Here is a 19,084-nt window from a genome sequence, read left to right as displayed (position 1 = left end):
AGCTGAGTTTTTCTTCTCCGGTGGCTGAGGCCCTCGAAGCCACCGCAGAACTGTAGCTGAGGCTCTCGAAGCCACCGCCCCCCTCGAAGCCACCCCAAAACCAAATGAAAAGAATTAAAAAATAAAAACCATGAAAGGCTACATGTATATTTTACTTTGTGCAGATGGGACCTATTACACGGGAAGCACCATAGATTTAGAAAAAAGACTAGAGCAACATCAAAAAGGAGAAGGAGCAAACCATACCAAAAAAAGACTACCAGTCCTATTAGTCTATTATGAAGAATATACCAGAATTGACCAAGCCTTTAGAAGAGAAAAGCAAGTACAAGGCTGGAGTAGAAAAAAGAAAGAAGCACTAATAGAAGGAGCGACACATACATTACCACAACTCGCAAAAGCATACAGAGATTTAGATTTCAATAAATAAAATCGTACCCTCCACCTTCCCGGTAGCTGAGTCCCCCTCCGGTGGCTGAGTCTCCTTCGGTGGCTGAGGCCCTCGAAGCCACCGCAGAACCGTAGCTGAGTCTTTCTTCCCCCTCGGTCGCTGAGTTCTTTTTTCGGTGGCTGAGGTCTTTTTCTCCGGTCGCTGAGGCTTTTTTTTCGGTGGCTGAGTCTCCTCCGGTCGCTGAGGCTTTTTTCCCGGTGGCTGAGGCTCTCGAAGCCACCGCCTCCCTCGAAGCCACCGCAGAACATAGCGCCCCAATAAAATAAATCCCTATCTTTGAAAAGAAATTCACAAATTTATGTTGTTCAAACAAACCCGAATAGGCAAAGAAGGACGTCCCTTTACAATATACAAACTGAGAACCATCCCTAAAGGGAAAATCCAACCCAATGCTTGGGGACGTTTTCTCCGAAAAACCAAACTAGACGAACTTCCTCAAATATTTAATATACTTAAAGGAGAAATGACTTGGGTAGGACCAAGACCCGACGTGCCTGGTTATGCGGATCAATTAAAAGGTGAGGACCGAATCATACTAACCGTAAAACCAGGAATTACAGGGTTGGCTTCCCTGAAATATAGAAAAGAAGAACAACTTCTAGCCCAGCAATCCAACCCGTTACAATACAATGATGAGGTAATTTGGCCCGATAAAGTAAGAATTAACAAATGGTATGTGAAAAATAAAAAGAGGAAACTCGATTTTCTGATAATATGCTATACTATATGTAATCTTTCTGTTGATGTTGATCAACTAATTCAGAATGCCAACAAAGGAGGGAATGGCTAAAAGAGTAAAAAGTAAAAGTGAACACGTAGGTGAAATAGCTTGTAAAAATAAACTTCTTCTGAAAGCTATTTTCTCACAAAAGAAAAAAGAATATATTTGCATAAACATAAACAAAAATGAATCAGCCTAAAATTTGGTTATCCTCACCTCATATGGGGGGTAACGAACAAAAATTTATTCAAGAAGCTTTTGATACCAATTGGATAGCACCCTTAGGACCTCACGTAACAGGTTTTGAACAAGATTTAGAGCACTATTTAGGAAACAAAGTTCAGGTAGCAGCTTTAAGTTCAGGAACGGCTGCATTGCATTTAGCATTAATCGTGTTAGGAGTGAAAGCAGGAGATGAAGTCATTTGTCAAAGCATGACGTTTGCCGCATCAGCCAATCCTATTACTTATCTAGGAGCGCATCCCATATTTGTAGATAGCGAGCCTGAAACTTGGAACATTTCTCCAAAGGCATTGGAAGAAGCAATTGAAGACCGAATCAAAAAAGGAAAAAAACCAAAGGCAATCATTGCAGTACATTTATATGGTGTCCCTTTCAAGGCAAAGGAAATAAAAGCCATAGCAACAAAATACGAAATTCCTATTGTTGAAGACAGTGCCGAAGCGTTAGGAAGCTATTATGAAGGTCAAGCTTGTGGTACCTTAGGTGATATAGGTATTCTGTCTTTTAATGGAAACAAAATTATTACAACCTCAGGTGGGGGAGCTTTAGTGACCCCTGATCCAAAAGTAAAAGAAAAAGTAGTTTTCTTAGCTACACAAGCACGGGATCAAGCGCCACATTATCAACATAGCGAAATTGGATACAACTACCGTATGAGTAATGTATGTGCCGGTATTGGAAGAGGACAAATGGAAGTACTGGACAAGCATGTCAAAGCAAGACAAAGCATGCAGGCTTTTTACAAAGAAGTTTTTCAAGACATAGTAGGGGTGCAGGTCATGGAAACACCAACCAATACAACAGCAAACTATTGGTTGTCTGCAATTTTGATTGATCCCGCAAAAACACAAGGGATCACTAGAGAAACATTGAGGCTGGCATTTGAAAAGGAAAACATAGAATCAAGGCCGTTGTGGAAACCCATGCATCTTCAACCCGTTTTTGCTTCATGTCCTTATTATGGAACGAACGTAGCAGAAGCTGTATTTGAAAAAGGATTATGCTTACCTTCGGGATCAAACTTATCAAACGAGGATAGAGAACGAATAGAAAAAGTAATTCATCAAGTGTTTCAAAAGTAAGCGGTGTTTTTTTAGTAGATAAAAATACAAGAACCAAGATAAGTGAAGGAAATTTAAAATCAGGGACCAATTAAAATAGAAAAAGAGCGGATCAGTTAACTTGTAGGGAAAGAAAAGAAAAAAGCTAATAAAAGGAAAGAAAAGAAATACAAAAAAAGGAATAAAGGGAGGCTTGAACCGACTTTTTAACAAAATCCTTTCAATTTGTTAACAAAATTTTTTTTTTTTTTAATAAGAATAGCCTATTTTTGGAGAATTATTTAAGTAAAACAAACAACCAAAATGTCTTTTTAAAATCAATGTTGAAATGACAAAAAAGGACTGCCAACCAAAAAAGTATGCCAATGGAAAAAAAATTATCTTTCAAGAATGCAACCTTGCTTGTAATATGGAGCATGAAGTTGTTGTTTTCTGTTCTTTTTGGGAAAAAAACAGAACAGAAGAGAAACGCCAATACGAGCTGTAGTAATTTTGAACAGCAATTTTCAAACAGTAATTTATTTATTATGAAAAAACCAGCATTAGCTAGTGTTTTTTTCATTTTCTTGTTTAGTTTGGGAGTCCAACAAAGTGTTTTTGGGCAAGTCAGTATAACTAGTTTGCCACAAACTTACACGCAAAATTTTAATCAATTAAGTTCAACAGCGGCGACTTCTTGGACAAATAATACGACGGCTACTTTGCCAAATTGGTATATTTCTCCATCTATTACCTCGTTGTTTATTTCAACAGGTAGTAATACTTCAGGAGCAGTTTTGAATCTTGGTGTAGCGGGTTTTTCCGCCATAACTGATAGAGCTTTAGGGTGTCTTCAATCTGGAGGTAATGCACAATATTTTGGAGTTCGATTAAAGAATAATAGCTCAACTGCAATTGCTTCTTTTGATATTAGTTTCACAGGAGAGCAGTGGCGACAAAATAATGCGGGGAGTTTAATTTTTGAATATCAAGTGGCCTCATCAGTAACTGCATTAACAGGTGGTACTTGGCTTCCAGCTACTCAATTTGATTTTGCAGCTCCAAATAATGGGACTGCAGGTCCTCTAAATGGTAATAATCCAGCAAACAGAACAGCAATATCAAACACATTAACAGTCAATGTTCCAGCTGGTTCAGAGATTATGTTTCGTTGGTCAAGAACTACAAATAGTAGTCCTATATTGGCTATTGATGATTTAATTATTCAGGCAAATTCAGCAGGTTCTCCCCCTCCATCATTAACTGCAGCAGTTTCAGCTACAGTAGATGCACCATTTGATGTGACTTTTACTGATAATGCTACTTGGAGAACAGCCATTTCGAGTATCTCAGTAGGAGGAACGACTTTGTCAGCTTCGGCTTATGCGGTTTCAGCAGGTAAAATTACGTTTACACCTTCAGCGGCTACTTTGTTACAAGCGGCTGGCTCTAAAAGCATCATAGTTTCAGCAACAGGATACAATAACGCAACGGTTACACAAACCATTGGGGCTGGAGCAGCAAATAAATTAAGCATGAATACGCAACCAACAGCACCAACGGCTAACGGAGGGACTTTGGCTACACAACCTAAGGTAACTGTTTTAGATCAATATGGAAATGCAACAACTAGCACCGCTTCTATAACAGCGGCTGTAGGGGCAGGAACTTGGACAATAGGAGGAACCACAACCGTAAGTGCTTCGGCAGGGGTGGCTACTTTTACAAATTTAACAGCTACCAGTGCAGCAGCAGTAACGGGAGCAACCATAACGTTTTCAAGTACAGGCTTAACAGGAGTAACCTCAAATACGTTTAATATTCCTGGCCCATCACCTGTCATTACGGGGGCTACTACTGCAACTACCTTTACAACAACTTACGGAACAGCTTCGGCGGTTCAAAATTTTGCTGTCTCTGGTGCCAATTTGACTGCTAATCTTGTAGCTACCGCCCCAACAGGTTTTGAAGTTTCAGCCGATGGTACAACATATGGAACGACTGCTACATTTACACAGACAGCTGGTAGTGCTAGTGGTACATTGAGTGTTCGTTTAAAAGCTACAGCCACTGTTGCAGGATCATATAATTCTAAAAATATTGTTTTGAGTTCTACCGGGGCAACTAATGTAAATATCACTACTTCCGCTTCTGGAAACAGTGTTGCTCGTAAAGCTTTAACTATAACAGCTAATAATCAATCAGTATTTCAAGGTACAGCAGTCAACACAGTAACTGGTGCAGGCACTTACACTGCTACTGGTTTTGTTAATGGTGAAAATGCTTCGGTACTTTCAGGTTCAGTTACCTACAATACAACTTACACAACTAGCACAGTTGCAGGGACATCTGGAGTGACTATTACACCAGTACTCTCATTATTGTCAGCAGCTAATTATACATTGACACCGGCAGATGGGGTAATTACAATTATACCATTACAATCACCTCCAATTCTTACTGCAGCATCAAATGCAACTGTTGATGCACCTTTTGATGTTACCTTTACGGATGATTCGGCTTGGCGTGCGGCTATAACACAAATTTCAATAAACGGAACTACATTAACAGATGGTTATGCTGCTTTATCGGGTAAAATTACCTTTACACCTTCTGCCTCTGTTCCAGCTAGTTTATTACAAACGGGTACAGCAAATAAAAATATTGTTATTAAAGCTAATGGGTATAATGATGCCCCAGTTACACAGAGTTTAGGACATGGGGTTCCTGCTAAATTATTAATGGTTACGCAGCCAGTGGCTCCAAATACTAATGGGGGAGTTTTAAGTATTCAACCCGAATTACTTGTAGTAGACCAATATGGAAATTTGACTGAAAGTACGGCAACTGTAACAGCTACCGTAGGAGCTGGAGCATGGATAATAGGAGGAACTACGGCAATAAATGCTGTGTCAGGAACGCTTTCTTACAGTGGTTTAACTGCTTCAAATATAGCCGCAGTTACAGGAGCAACCATTACATTTACCAGTCCTGGTTTAACTTCGGTGACTTCAGCGCCATTTAATTTAGGAGCACCATTAGCTGTGGCTACACTAGCAACAAATGTAAATGCAACTTCATTTACAGCCAATTGGAATGCCATGCCGGGTGCAGCAAGTTATGAGCTTGATGTGTATACTAAAATATCAAATACAACACCAACGGAAGCAACAGTAACAAATGTTTTTGCTAATAACGGTTACACCAATGCTGAAACATTACCTTCAGGTACTATTAGCAGTGGTCTTCTTAGTTTCACAACAGAACAAAACGACTCAGGTACTGCTCCTGCATATTATGATACTGGTGCAGGTATACGGTTATATGGTAATACCCTAGCTGGTAATGGGAATACATTTACATTAAATATTACAGGTGGTATTACAGTTACTAAAGTTGATTTTGTAACAGGCTCTGGTACTCAAACTGCTAACTATGCGTATTATGTTGACAATGCTACTACAGCAGCTGGTACTGGAACATTTACCAATACACCAGGTACTACCTCAATATCTGGTTTATCAGCTATTTCTAAATTTGTAATACAAAATACAACTTTAACTGGTCGTTCTGCTGCACGTCTTAGCAAGATTGTTGTAACTTACACTTATAATGGTACTAGTATCGTAGAAACTCCAATTACTAATTCACCATTTTCAGTGACCGTACCTACTATTTTTAAAGATGTGACTGGTCTAACCCCATCTACTACTTATTACTACCGTGTTCGTGCCAAAAATGGATCAACTTCATCTGCAAATTCTAATGAAATTCAAGTTATTACAAGACCTGATACTACAATTTGGGACGGTAATACATGGTCAAATGAAGCGCCAGCTTTAGATATGAATGCTATTGTTAATGGAGCACTTCCGATGACCACTTCATTAGAGGCTAAATCCATTACAGTAAATTCAGGTGGTTCGGTAATCGTAACTACAGGAAAAACATTACGTGTGGCTAATGAAGTAAACAATGCAACTAATGATGCTACGAAGTTTATCGTAGAAAGTGGAGCAGCTCTAATTCAAAATAATACTACAGCTGAAAACGTTGGGCCAATTACGGTTAAAAGATATTCTCATCCCCTTTATCGTCAAGATTATACATTGTGGTCGTCTCCTGTACTAAATCAAAATTTAAGAAATTTTTCACCTCAAACTCTTTACAATAGATTCTATTCTTATGATACGTCCAGTGGTCAAAACGGAGCCTATGTACAAGAACTTTTTACAACAACTGATGTAAATACTAAAGTTTTTCATAGAGCGAAAGGGTATTTAATTCGAATGCCAAATAACTGGCCAGATTATATAAATAGTTCTATAGCAGGAACTAGTTTTGAAGGTGTTTTTGTAGGGGTGCCAAATACAGGTGATATTACGGTTTCTTTGTCAACAGTAAATAATGGATATAATTTAGTTGGAAATCCCTATCCCTCTCCAATTTCTATTGCTGCATTTAAGTTGGCAAACCCTTCTATAGGTACTGCTCTTTACTTTTACAGAAAAAGAAACGGAGCACTTGGGTCTGGTTATGGAACCTTAACAGGAGCGGGTTATGTAGGAAATGGTGCAAATGGTCCTTTTTCTAATATTGAAGTTGGTCAAGGTTTTTTTGTGAAAGCAAACAATGCATCTTCATTAAGTTTTACAAATTCAATGCGGGTTTCTGCTAACGGAGTATCAAGTGTTTTTTTAAGAACAACAAATGATACACCTGAGATAAATACTGCATCAGCTCATCGTTTTTGGTTAAACTTGCTCAAAGATAATGAGCAAGTAGGGCAAACCCTCATAGGATATTTTGAGGGTGCTACTATGGCTATTGATGAAGCTTTAGATGCAAAATATTTTAACGATAGCCCGCTTGCTGTAACTTCTATTTTAGCTAATGATGAATATATAATACAAGCACGTTCATTGCCTTTTGATAGTTCCGATGTGGTTCCTCTTGGTTTTAAGACAGATGTAGCGGGGACTTATACTTTTATAATGGGTAACAAAGAGGGTTGTTTTGAAGACAGTACTAATTCTCCTATTTTTATAAAGGATAATACAACGGGTGCTATACATAATACTAGTAATGGTGCTTACACATTTACTTCAAATGCGGGTGTTTTTAATAGTCGATTTGAAATTGTGTATACCGATAGTTTTTTAAGTGAGGATTTACAACAATTTTACAATTCTGTTATTATTTATAAGCATGAGGGAGACTTGATAATTGATGCAGGTAAGTTGCCTTTAGAAAAAGTAGAAGTATGGGATACGCTCGGACGAGTACTTTTTACATCATCTACTAATGAGACAATCTATAAAATAAAACAGTATATTTCAAGTAATCAGGTATTGATTCTTAAAATAACAACATCAAAAGGAATTATTAATAAAAAAATACACTATTAATGAATAATAATAGTAACTTCCAAATCATATTTAAACATTTTGTTTTGATTTTTTTTCTTCTTGTAGCTTTTTCATCCTATGCTCAATTTGATACTCCAGATGAAGCTCCTATAGATGAGGATGAATTGAATGAAGCTTTAAATCCTGAAGAGCCTGCAGCTCCTATTGATGACTTTCTAATTCCACTTCTCTTTTTTGGGATTGTAACTGGATGGTATTTTATTGAAAAATCAACAGAATTTAAAAAACAAAATTAATTTTTATTTTAGTATTCAAAATACTTCTTTCAAGTGCTCTTATTTGAATTAACTTCAAAACAAATGGGGGCTAATTTTAAATGATTTTATTTTTAAATAAGCTTGTTGTAAAATGATTTTGAAGTCAATAAAATATAACCTAACTTTGCCATTTATAATTTACTAAATGAATAAAATAGTTTTACCTTTGTTTTTTGTTTTTTTTTTGGTTTTAACCTCTTGTGTTTCAAAAAAAGAAATACTCTATTTAAATGATTTAAAAGCTAGTGATAGCGCTAATTTTCAATGGTCAGATGTTATTGTGCAACCGAATGATATTTTAAGTGTCAAAATTACCGCTGAGGATATGGAATTGGCAATACCGTATAATTTGTCTGCTGTAAATGGGGCGCAACAAAACATTCAAGGAGCGCAATTACTTTTACAAGGGTATTTGGTGTCTAATGAAGGCGAAATCAATATTCCGGTGTTAGGAACTATTCTGGTTAAAGGACTGACTTATACTCAAATTGAAGAGAAAATTCAAAAGGAGTTAACAGAGAAACAATTACTTAAAAATCCCGTAGTGGTTTGCCGTATTGTAAATGCTAAAGTCACCATCCTAGGAGAAGTACGAAGCCCTGGAACTTATACCTTTTATGAAAATAATTTAACAATCTTGCAAGCATTAGGATTGGCTGGCGACTTAAATATAACAGGGGTGCGTAAAAATATCAAAGTCGTTCGTATGGAAAATAATCAGCAATTGGTGGGTGAAATTGATTTAACCCAAAAAGATTGGATGAATTCTCCATTTTACTTTATCAAGCCGAATGATGTAATTGTAGTAGATCCGAATACTGCTAAAGTGAAATCTGCCGGTATCATTGGTAATGCAGGTACTTTACTAGGTACTATTTCTGTTATTTTATCTTCCTTTTTAATTATTAGAAGCCTTTAATTTATTCGCTTATGGATGCATCTACTGCGCATGAAAACGAACAAGAATCGTTTGATTTAAAACAAGAATTTTTTAAGTATTTACCTTTTTGGTACTGGTTTGTAATTGGAGTTGTTATTGCCATGATGGGGGTGAGTTTGTATTTGAGGTATCAAAGTAATGTGTATCAGTCCAAAACGATAATCAAATTATTAGATGATTCTAACTCCGATTTTAAGATGCCGACAAGTGGAGTCAATTTTTTCATGCGAAGTAAAATTAATATTGAAAATGAAAAAGAAATTATCAAATCCAATCGCTTAATAGGTCAGGTGGTTCATGAATTGCAGTTGTACAATCAATTTTTCTCAGAAGGTAAAATTCGTATTGCGGAGGAATATGGGAAAAATATACCTACCATTGAATGGATAGGTGACCAACAAAAGGTAGATGAGTTTTCGGGTGAATGGAATATAAACTATGATTCGAAAGGATATGTTTGGAATGAAGATGGGAAAAAACGTTCCTATGGCGTAGTATATGATGTGGATAATATAGCAATGAAAGTGAATGCACCTATTGTGCTTCACAAAAACAAAAGGACTTTACAAGTAAAGAAATCTTCGTTTGAAGATGCAGTAGCTCGTTTAAAAGCTAATATAGAAGTGAATTTAGTAGGGGAAGAAAGCGAACTTTTAGCAATTTCTACTAAAGGGCCACTTATTGAAAAAAATAATGCGATTCTCAATAAATTAAACGAGGTTTTTGATCGAGACGGTCGTGAAGATAAGCAACGAATTTTTAGAAAGACAATTGATTTTGTTAATTCTAGATTTGACTATTTATTCAAAGAATTGGATACGATAGAATTGAATAAAGCTAATTACAAGCGCAATCAGAAATTATCTTTTATTGAGGGTGATTCAGAAGTGTTGCTTACTACTAAAGCGCAAACTACAGCTGAATATGAGCGTGCTAAAACACAATCTTTGCTTAGTGATATTATTATTAAAGCCCTAAGAGAGGTTAAACCGAATGAGTTGCTTCCAGTTAATATTGGTTTAGATGAGATGAATGTTAATGAACTCATTAAACAGTACAATGAAATTGTGTTGCAAAGTCAAAAAATCATAAAGACAGCTGGTGAAAATCATCCTAAAGTGCAACAATTAATTGGTATGCAGATTAATTTGAAAGAGAATATTAAATATTCTTTAAAAGCTTACCAAAGTGTTTTGACTGCTAGAATTCAGGAAATAGATAGGGTGAAAGAACAACAAGAGTTTCAATATGGTGCTTTGCCTTATCAGGAAAAAATGATAAGATCGATTGAAAGACAACAAAAAATAAAAGAAACTTTATATTTATTGTTGTTGCAAAAAAGAGAAGAGGCAAGTATTAATTTAGCCATTGTTAATCCCTCTATAAAAATAGTCGATGAAGCTATAGCAGATAAAAACCCGCTTTCTCCCAAGCGCCGTGTTGCCTTTTTATTAGCATTCTCATTGGGTTTGTTAGTTCCTTTTGGAATTCTTTTTGTTTATTATTTATTTGATACTAAGATTCATACTAAAGAAATGATTCAACATGGACTCCCTACAGTTCCTATTGTAGCGGAAATCCCTTTTATCGAAGAAGCTAGTAAAATAGTACATAAAAATGAGCACACTGTTTTATCTGAATCGTTCCGAATATTAGTAGCAAATCTAGATTTTGTTTTACCTGTACAACTTACAAAATCTCCAATTATATATACCGCTTCTACCATCAAAGGAGAAGGGAAAACCTTTGTAGCTACTAATTTAGCTTTGTCATTAGCTGCTTTAGGAAAAAAAGTGATTTTAGTGGGTACCGATTTACGTAATCCTCAATTGCATAAAGCACTGAATTCTAAAAAAGCTAAGCTAGGTTTAGTTGACTTATTAGTAAATTCTGAAATCGCTACCCATACTTGTATAGTTCAGGAAGTGATAAATGATATCTCTTTAGATGTAATTTATTCTGGTGTTATACCGCCTAATCCTACTGAAATTCTTTCAAATGCAAAATTAGGGCAGTTGTTAGAAGAATTAAGAGCAAAATACGATTATGTTTTAGTTGATACCGCTCCTACATTGTTGGTAGCAGATACTACTATTATAACGAAATATGCTGATATTGTATTGTATTTAATAAAAGCCAATTATACGGATAAACAATTGATGTCATACATCACTGATTTGAAGGACCAATCCAAAATTGCTAATCCTTTTATTGTATTTAATAATGTTGGTCAAAATGAAGGATATGGTAAGGGCTATGCATATTCGTATCAGTATAATTATGGCTATGGCTATGATGTTAATTCTAAGTATTTGTCGCGATTTGAAAAAATAAAGTCTTTTGTAAAGCAAATTGTTAAAAAGAGGTAATATCAAATATTTGATTCCCTTCTATTATCAATTCAAGTTCCTTTAAGTGACTTTTTTGGAGTGGTAACGGATTGTTTTTCATAAAATTGATGTTTTCAATTCTATGAGTATCTGTACCTACAAAATCATACATATTAGCTTCTAATAATTGGATACTCAATTTTTTTACATCGGATCCATAATATCCTAAAAGCGAAAGGCTGTTGATTTGAAAATATAAATCAAAGGTTTTTAATTGTTCGAAATTTTGTAAATTATATTTCCAATATAAATAACGTTCTGGATGGGCTAATATTAATTTGTAACCTTTAAGTTTTAGTTGAAAAAGCGACTCCATTATGCGGTCAGAAGGTGGGAAAAGCATTGAAAACTCTATTAAAATATGGTTTCCAGGAAGTTTTAAAATACTGTTTTGTTGGATTTCTTGTTCTAAATAACTTTCTGCTAAATATTCACTAGCAACTCCAATAATAAAATCAGTTGTTTTGCTATTTTTGTAAACGTTGTATGCTTCATTTATATCTAAAGCCGAATTATTCCAAAGTCCCGGATACGTATGAGGTGTAGCAATTGCTTTTGTAATTCCTAATTCTTGTAGTCCATTGCATAACGCTATTGTTTCCTCTAAAGATTTTGACCCGTCATCAATACCCCATAGTAAATGGTTATGTATATCAATACATCCATCTTTCCAAAGGTCTTTCCAAAAAACTTTTTTCTTAGGAATCCAAAACATTTATATATTTATTAAAATTAGTTATCAAAAATACATTTAATTCAGTATTTTTTATTCATTATCGAAATCTTTTTTTAAGTATGTAGCTTATTTGTGCAATACGTTTTTCGTATTCAAAGTAGTCTCTGTGAGTTATTTATTATTACAAAAATCTTATTAATGGTAAAAAAAATTTTTTCAATCGCACTTTTTTTATTTTGTACTTCTACTGTTTATTCTCAATTCAATTTGAATAATGTTTCTTTAGAATTGAATTATGGATACAATGGGGCTATCCAGCCTTATAACAAACAATTTAATTCTAACTTTTCTGGGTTTAATCATTTTGAAGTAGGGCTTCGCTATATGTTTACAGAATATGTAGGTACTAAATTAATTTTTAAATCAGATAAATTTGTGAATGATCCTGGAGGTGTAATTGGGATTCAATATAATTCAATAGGAGCATCATTTGTATATAATGCTGGAAAAAAAATAGGCTTAACTTATCTAACAAGAGATAATTTGGGTGTATTAATTCATTTTGATGGCTCTATTGGTTTTGCAAATTCATTACAACCTCAATTCGAATCAGAGAAAACAAATATTATTGGTTTAGGGATTACACCTCAGTATAGAATAAATAATAAAATTGCAATTGTTACAGATTTTACCTATAATATCAATTTAAAACAATTATATGGTTTTGATGGATATCCAATTCATAATTCTAAATTATCGGAGACAGGTTATTTTTATAATTTATCGATTGGTTTGATTTATTATATCGGGGAAAATAGATATCATTCCGATTGGTTTTAATTAGAAAGCTGTTTTGATGTAAATTTTAATTTGGGATGTTCACTTAATATCATTCATTAATTGTTTTTAATTTATTTAGGAATTATCCAAATTAAATTTTTACTTCGTTTTTTTATAAAGGATTTTAAGTGACCTATTTTTTTATCGCTAACAATAAAAAAAACATAAATTAAAAGTACACACGTAAATTAATTATTTCCCTATATTTACATATATAATTTATTAGAAAAAAAATAACTTTTGTTAACTTACAAGTGTAAATAGTTAAAAAATAGTGTAATACTAACACATGAAATTATTAAAGTAAATAATCATTGATACCAATACGGAAGTTGTAAAACAGCTTTTAAATTTTGCAGAAGAAAATCCTATACTTATTGCAATTTGTGCACAGGTGGAACACTTGAAAGATGCTATTGAGCTAATTAACGAATACCAACCCGATTTGGTTTTTTTAAACCCAACAGATGAAAATTTAAATTCCTTTTATTTACTGAAAGAAGTAGATAACCCACTTCCTGAATTTATTTGTATTTCAGATGATAAAAAGAAAGCTTATGATGCATTTCAATGCAATGCAATAGATTTTTTGCTAGACGATTTGCAACCGAATGCTCTAATGGTTTCCCTTTGTAAAGTAATACAATCTATAGAAATGGAAACGAACTTTCAAAATTTTAGTTCAAATCAAAAAAGAAATTTTCAATTTCAAAATACGAATAGTGGAATTTTAACCATTACGTCAACTGATAAAATTGATTTGATTAAAATTAATGATATTTTATATTGTAAAGCCGATGGAAAATACACGCAATTCATTTTAGAAAATAAAAAAGAAGTACTTTCCAGTAAAAATTTAGGAGTATACAAGATGCTTTACTACAGCATCATTTTTTTCGAATTCATCACTCTTATATCATAAACGTAAAAAAAATTGTAAAAATCACAAAAAAAGATGGGTTGTATTGTGAACTTTCTCATGGAGTATTAATACCAGTGGCTAAAAGAAGGCAAGAAGCATTTTTAAAGTATCTTAAATAATTTCATAATGAAACATATATAGCTAAATAATTACATTTGTAGGTATTCGCTTTACTTTTTTATTTGTAAAATAATTTTTCCTATCCAATAAAAATGTAAGGCGATAAAAGGCCATACAATTTCAAAGTGAATTTTTGTAGTCATATAGGCTAAATACACTAATAATAAGGCTAAAATTACTTTTCCAAATAAAACAATTCTATCTTTAATTCCTTTTTTAAGATACCAAGCAAAAACTAATAAAAGCGGGTTAAATAATAATATGTTATAATTCCATAATACTTCTTCATGTAAGGAATACAAACCAACTAAAGAAAAGAATACACCTAAAATTCCAGCTAAAACAAAGTAGCTAATTTGTATCCATTTTTTGTTTAAAAATACTAAAATTAACAAAATGGTAATCAATGAATAAATAGAATTAAGCCAATTAAAAGGTAATTCTGATGAGGTAACTTTAAGAAGGGTTGTGTTGTTTTTTTCAATCAGATTTCCATTAACTTTTGTCGTAGAAATAGCATCTTTAAATTCGTATGGAAGAAATAAGCGGGTAGCAGGTTCATCTACTTTTGTACCAAAAATCAATTGTATTCCTAATTTCATGTAAAAATCAGTCATATAAGGATATAATATTTCCCGATACGATTGGTTAGTTGTATTTGATTTTATGTATTCCTTTCCTAAAATGCCATTAATTTTGTCTACTACCATCGTAGTGCAGTTTCGGTCGATGAATTTATAGGTGTAATAACGTTCTTCACTATAAACCGAATGATTTAATTGTTGGAACAAACTATTGATTTGGATAGGGTTTAGTTGCAATTCTTGTTCAATTATTTCTCTGTTTTCAGCTTGGTAATTGTAATAAAAATCAATAAAACTACCATTGGTAACAAAATATTGTAAATCACCTTTTATAAACCTACCAATAAAATTAGGTGTACTAAAATCAAAAGCGCCATAATTGTAAACGACATCAATTGCGTTGATACTATCTTGAATTCGAATTCCAGTGTGACCATACATAGCATACGATTCAGGGCCTAGACCACAAGTTAAAATACTAACTTTTGCTTTTTCAGAAAGTGAAATGTTTTGGGAAAAAGCTATGGTGCTTAGTAGTATTGAAAGTGTTAAAAGTAGTTTTTTAGTCATACCGTATTTTGTTTCAAGTTTCAGGTTTCAAGTTTCAGGTTTCAGGTTTTTGGCACGCGGATGAAACGGGTTCGCCTAGGCGAATCGCTGGTTTTAGCGGATTTTTTCAACACATAGACACATTAGATTAGCTTTGTCTCTATTTTTAGGCGTTTCACTAGACATAACTCACATTAGATTTGTAATGTTTTTGTTTCAGGTTTCAGGTTTGTTTGCTATGACCCATTACCTATAACTAAATACTTATCACCTATTACTCATTACCTAAACAATTCCCAATCTACTTTTAAGGAAAATATGTTGGAATATAGAGCAGCACTTTGATCGCCTAAATCCGTTAAAGCATAATCAATTTGGATGCCTTTGTATTTGAACCCTAATCCGATATTGGGTTGGAAACTTAATTTTCTTGTATTGTCTATTTGCGTAATTTGTTGAAAATTTCCAACGCCAGCTCTAAGATAAACCAAATCAATGTAGCCAAATTCTAACCCTAAAGCTGGATCAATACTTACAGCATTAGTTGAGATTAAATCATTTGTTTTAGCAAATTGCATGTTTAAATTAGTTGCTGCTAACAAACTATAATCATAACGAATAATCCATTTTTTAGACATTCCTAATTGCGCTTTAGGTAATGTAATTTCGCTAGTTTCAGGTAATTCTTGATTTTCCCCTGGAATGGCATCGGCAATTTCTTGATATTTTTCTTCGTCAATAGTCCAAGTATTGTATGTAGTGGTGATGTCGCGAATCATCAAGCCAAATTTCCAATCTTCCTCGTCACTGATGTATTGGATTCCTAGGTCGAATCCAAATCCCCAAGAGTTGGCAAAATCCCCTATCATTCTTCGAATTAATTTGGCATTTACGCCATAATTTAAACCTTCAATGGGCAAGCTACGGGCATAGGAAACTGTAAAACCGTAGTCGGCCGTAGAGAATAACGAGATTCGGTTATAGTCGATATTCCCATCGCTATCAATTAATTGGGTAGTGTTTAGAATGTCGTCCACTCCAAATCGGATTAGCGAAATTCCTAAGGCACTTCGATCGTCTATGGGCATACCAAAACCGGCATAATCGTATTGTGCAATGTTTGCAAAATAATTGGCATGCATCAAAGCGAATTGTTTGTCTTCCAATTTCAACAAACCTGCAGGATTCCAATAGCCAGAATTCACATCCCCTGTATGTGAAACTACGGCATTTGACATTCCTAAAGCCGCAGCGTCTACTCCAATATTCATGAATTCGTTGGAATATTTTCGGACGGTTTGGCCATATGCCATCCAGCTAAAGCAAATTAGAAAATATAAAGTGGTCTTTTTCAATGCCAATTTTTTTTACAAAGATGAAATAAATTTCTCAAATAGTAAACTCTAAAAGTATTAACTTATTGTATTACCTTTGTTCTAAATTAAGAATAGGTATTCTTTATTATTTTTGAAAAATGGTATATTTGTTGTGATGGAAAATAAAAATCTTTATGTCATCGCTGGATGTAATGGTGCGGGTAAAACTACTGCGTCTTTTACCATATTACCAGAGATTTTAGATTGTAAAGAATTTGTTAACGCTGATGAAATTGCAAAAGGTTTGTCGCCATTTCAACCTGATAAGGTAGCTGTTGAAGCTGGTAGAATCATGATTAGTCGAATAAATAATTTATTAGAAGATGAATTAAGTTTTGCATTTGAAACTACTTTAGCAACTAAGAGTTATAAAAATAAAATTTTATTGGCAAGAAATAAAGGCTATACTGTTACTTTGCTCTTTTTTTGGTTGCAGACTATAGATTTGGCAAAAGAAAGAGTTGCTACGCGTGTTTTAGAAGGAGGACATAACATTCCAAAAGATGTTATTGAGAGAAGGTATATCAATGGGATTAAGAATTTATTTTCAATTTATATTCCACTTGTTGATGAGTTGATGATTTTTGATAATTCTCAAATGAAATCTGAATTAATAGCTTCAAAATCAACAATGTCTTCTCTTATCGTTTTAAACGAACAAAAGTTTAATTTTTTAAAAAGTTATTATGAAAAAAAATAAAAATATTTCGGAACAACAAGTTAAGATTTTGGCTGGTATGGACAAAGTTTATGAAAAATTAATCTTATTCAAGAAACAAATGAATAGTGATTTGGTTGTTTTAAAAGGAAAAAAAATTGTACACATAAAACCTGAATAATCCCTCTAAACTTTGAACATGCAAATTAAAAAACACATTCCAAACGCTATTACGCTTTTGAACTTGTCAACTGGTTTATTAGCTATTATTGCCATTTTTAGAGGTTATTTTGACGAAGCCTTTATTTTTGTTTGTTTGGGGATTTTTCTTGATTTTTGGGATGGATTTTTAGCGAGAAAATTCAATGTAGCTGGCCCTTTAGGTGTGCAGTTGGATTCTTTAGCCGATATGGTTACTTGTGGTGTAGTTCCAGGTTTGATGATGTTTCGTCTTTTTGAAGATATTCAGCAAACCCAACCCCAGTATATGTTAACAGAAGAGACGTTTTATATGGGATTTGTGCCGTATTTGGGTTTTTTAATCACCATTGCCTCATGTTATCGTTTGGCAAATTTTAATATCGATACCCGTCAAACGGATTCTTTTATTGGGCTACCAACGCCAGCAAATGCTTTAGTCATCATGAGCATTCCGATGATTCAATACGCAAATGATTTTGAAATGTTGACGGCTATTTTATACAATCCTTATGTTTTACTAGTAATTACATTAATTAGTGCTTATATTTTAAATGCCGAAATCCCCTTATTTTCTTTAAAAATTAAAGAATTTACTTGGTCAAAATATAAAATGCAAATCCTATTTTTAATTGGTTCTTTGGTGTCCTTTTTTATTCTAGGTTTTGTAGCTATTCCTTTGATTATCATTAGTTATGTGCTAGTTTCGGTAATCAGTAATAAAATGACGGCTAAGGCGTAATGGCGTCCAAAAGTTACAGAAGAAAACCTGTTTCTAAAAGAAAATCCAATGGCACGAATAAATGGATTTTCTATCTTATTTCTTTTATTTTGTTGCTCTTTGTTGCGATTGGAATTTATACCTTTCGCGATGGTTTCTTGTATTATTTAGGTTTTAAAACCGATAAAAATGTAGCTACACTTTCTAAAGAAGAACGAAAATTAGCCGATATCCGAATTTATGAAGTCTTACACAAACACGATGACAAAGCCATAGGTTTTGATGTCTCAGAATACCAGAGTGAAATTGATTGGGAACAAACTTATCATATAGATGAATCGTTTGAGTTGTCGTTTGTTTTTATTCGCGCTACCGCTGGAAAAAATAAAGTAGATAAACGATTCAAAGAAAATTGGAAAGCCTCTAAAGAACGCCAACTCATTCGTGGCGCTTATCATTATTATCGTCCTAATGAAAATTCTATTGAACAAGCTAATAACTTCATCAAAAATGTAAAACTAGAAAAAGGCGATTTGCCGCCTGTTTTAGATATAGAAAAATTATCTAAATCACAATCGATTGATAGTCTAAAAGTAGGATTACGTCGCTGGTTGAAAAAGGTAGAAAAGCATTATAAAGTCAAGCCCATCATCTATTCCGGAGAAAGTTATTACAATGATTTTTTAAAAAAAGAGTTTTCGGATTATCCGCTTTGGATTGCCAATTATAATTTTTGGCGCAATCATTTAGAAGACGATTGGATGTTTTGGCAATTTACTGAGAAAGCCCAAATTCAGGGAATTGAAGGTATGGTGGATGTGAATATTTTTAATGGCGATAAGAATAAGTTGTTGTTGAAGTGTATTCGATAAATTTAACCACTAAGGACACAAGGAAGACACAATGGGCACTAATTATTTAAACACATACACAAAGGTTTGTTTTGTGTTGATTGATTGTATGGCGTTG

General features: G+C 33.7%; 17 protein-coding genes. 14 read left to right on the top strand and 3 right to left on the bottom strand.

What is annotated here, in order from left to right; translation table 11 throughout:
• The first annotated feature begins 130 nt into the window (after positions 1–130).
• From B4I81_RS01145 to B4I81_RS01115, 7 genes are all read left to right on the top strand, one after another.
• Complete coding sequence (locus B4I81_RS01145; protein ID WP_291106536.1) at positions 131–430, top strand: GIY-YIG nuclease family protein; 300 nt, start codon at positions 131–133, stop codon at positions 428–430.
• Positions 431–749: 319 nt separating this feature from the next.
• Positions 750–1,241, top strand: a complete 492-nt coding sequence (locus B4I81_RS01140) for a sugar transferase (protein ID WP_291106534.1) — start codon at positions 750–752, stop codon at positions 1,239–1,241.
• A gap of 116 nt (positions 1,242–1,357) precedes the next feature.
• A complete protein-coding gene (locus tag B4I81_RS01135) occupies positions 1,358–2,497 on the top strand; it encodes a DegT/DnrJ/EryC1/StrS family aminotransferase (protein ID WP_291106532.1) in 1,140 nt (379 codons plus the stop codon).
• 344 nt (positions 2,498–2,841) lie between these two features.
• Complete coding sequence (locus B4I81_RS01130) at positions 2,842–7,863, top strand: hemoblobin-interacting domain-containing protein (RefSeq protein WP_291106530.1); 5,022 nt, start codon at positions 2,842–2,844, stop codon at positions 7,861–7,863.
• Positions 7,864–7,907: 44 nt separating this feature from the next.
• Complete coding sequence (locus B4I81_RS01125) at positions 7,908–8,120, top strand: hypothetical protein (RefSeq protein WP_291106528.1); 213 nt, start codon at positions 7,908–7,910, stop codon at positions 8,118–8,120.
• A gap of 166 nt (positions 8,121–8,286) precedes the next feature.
• Complete coding sequence (locus B4I81_RS01120) at positions 8,287–9,060, top strand: polysaccharide biosynthesis/export family protein (RefSeq protein ID WP_291106526.1); 774 nt, start codon at positions 8,287–8,289, stop codon at positions 9,058–9,060.
• Positions 9,061–9,071: 11 nt separating this feature from the next.
• Positions 9,072–11,450 (top strand): GumC family protein, encoded by a 2,379-nt coding sequence (locus tag B4I81_RS01115; RefSeq protein ID WP_291106524.1) that lies wholly within the window; start codon positions 9,072–9,074, stop codon positions 11,448–11,450.
• On the opposite strand, the gene B4I81_RS01110 is transcribed toward B4I81_RS01115, so the two are convergent.
• On the bottom strand, positions 11,437–12,186 hold the full coding sequence (locus tag B4I81_RS01110; protein WP_291106522.1) for a tyrosine-protein phosphatase: 750 nt from the start codon (positions 12,184–12,186) through the stop codon (positions 11,437–11,439). The two genes, B4I81_RS01115 and B4I81_RS01110, sit on opposite strands and share 14 nt — an antisense overlap.
• Positions 12,187–12,345: 159 nt before the next feature.
• Between B4I81_RS01110 and B4I81_RS01105 the strand changes: the two genes are divergently transcribed.
• The 3 genes from B4I81_RS01105 to B4I81_RS11850 all read left to right on the top strand — a co-directional run bounded on the left by B4I81_RS01105 (position 12,346) and on the right by B4I81_RS11850 (position 14,028).
• Entirely contained in the window at positions 12,346–12,987 is a 642-nt protein-coding gene (locus B4I81_RS01105) for a hypothetical protein (protein WP_291106520.1), read from the top strand.
• A 394-nt stretch (positions 12,988–13,381) separates the two neighbouring features.
• The gene (locus tag B4I81_RS01100) at positions 13,382–13,909 is read left to right on the top strand and encodes a LytR/AlgR family response regulator transcription factor (protein WP_291106518.1); all 528 of its coding nucleotides are present in this window, start codon (positions 13,382–13,384) and stop codon (positions 13,907–13,909) included.
• Positions 13,852–14,028 (top strand): LytTR family transcriptional regulator DNA-binding domain-containing protein, encoded by a 177-nt coding sequence (locus B4I81_RS11850; protein WP_414655071.1) that lies wholly within the window; start codon positions 13,852–13,854, stop codon positions 14,026–14,028. The genes B4I81_RS01100 and B4I81_RS11850 overlap by 58 nt, the downstream gene beginning before the upstream one ends.
• A 51-nt stretch (positions 14,029–14,079) precedes the next feature.
• Here B4I81_RS11850 and B4I81_RS01095 read toward each other — a convergent pair whose 3' ends face one another.
• Together B4I81_RS01095 and B4I81_RS01090 are read right to left on the bottom strand one after the other, a co-directional pair.
• Complete coding sequence (locus B4I81_RS01095; protein WP_291106516.1) at positions 14,080–15,183, bottom strand: DUF4105 domain-containing protein; 1,104 nt, start codon at positions 15,181–15,183, stop codon at positions 14,080–14,082.
• A 260-nt stretch (positions 15,184–15,443) separates the two neighbouring features.
• Positions 15,444–16,475, bottom strand: coding sequence for a PorV/PorQ family protein (locus B4I81_RS01090; protein ID WP_414655070.1), 1,032 nt, complete (start codon positions 16,473–16,475; stop codon positions 15,444–15,446).
• A 178-nt stretch (positions 16,476–16,653) separates the two neighbouring features.
• Between B4I81_RS01090 and B4I81_RS01085 the strand changes: the two genes are divergently transcribed.
• The 4 genes from B4I81_RS01085 to B4I81_RS01070 are packed head-to-tail and all read left to right on the top strand — an operon-like array spanning position 16,654 to position 18,987.
• Positions 16,654–17,238 (top strand): zeta toxin family protein, encoded by a 585-nt coding sequence (locus tag B4I81_RS01085; protein WP_291106514.1) that lies wholly within the window; start codon positions 16,654–16,656, stop codon positions 17,236–17,238.
• Positions 17,225–17,377, top strand: coding sequence for a hypothetical protein (locus tag B4I81_RS01080; RefSeq protein WP_178138327.1), 153 nt, complete (start codon positions 17,225–17,227; stop codon positions 17,375–17,377). Before B4I81_RS01085 ends, B4I81_RS01080 begins: the two co-directional genes overlap by 14 nt.
• Positions 17,378–17,395: 18 nt before the next feature.
• Complete coding sequence (locus tag B4I81_RS01075; RefSeq protein ID WP_291106511.1) at positions 17,396–18,136, top strand: CDP-alcohol phosphatidyltransferase family protein; 741 nt, start codon at positions 17,396–17,398, stop codon at positions 18,134–18,136.
• Positions 18,136–18,987, top strand: coding sequence for a glycoside hydrolase family 25 protein (locus B4I81_RS01070; RefSeq protein WP_291106509.1), 852 nt, complete (start codon positions 18,136–18,138; stop codon positions 18,985–18,987). The genes B4I81_RS01075 and B4I81_RS01070 overlap by 1 nt, the downstream gene beginning before the upstream one ends.
• Positions 18,988–19,084 lie beyond the last annotated feature (97 nt).

Origin of the sequence: Flavobacterium sp. UBA6195, assembly GCF_002422095.1 — a bacterium.
GTDB lineage: Bacteria > Bacteroidota > Bacteroidia > Flavobacteriales > Flavobacteriaceae > Flavobacterium.
This window is presented reverse-complemented; position numbering and strand designations above follow the sequence as displayed.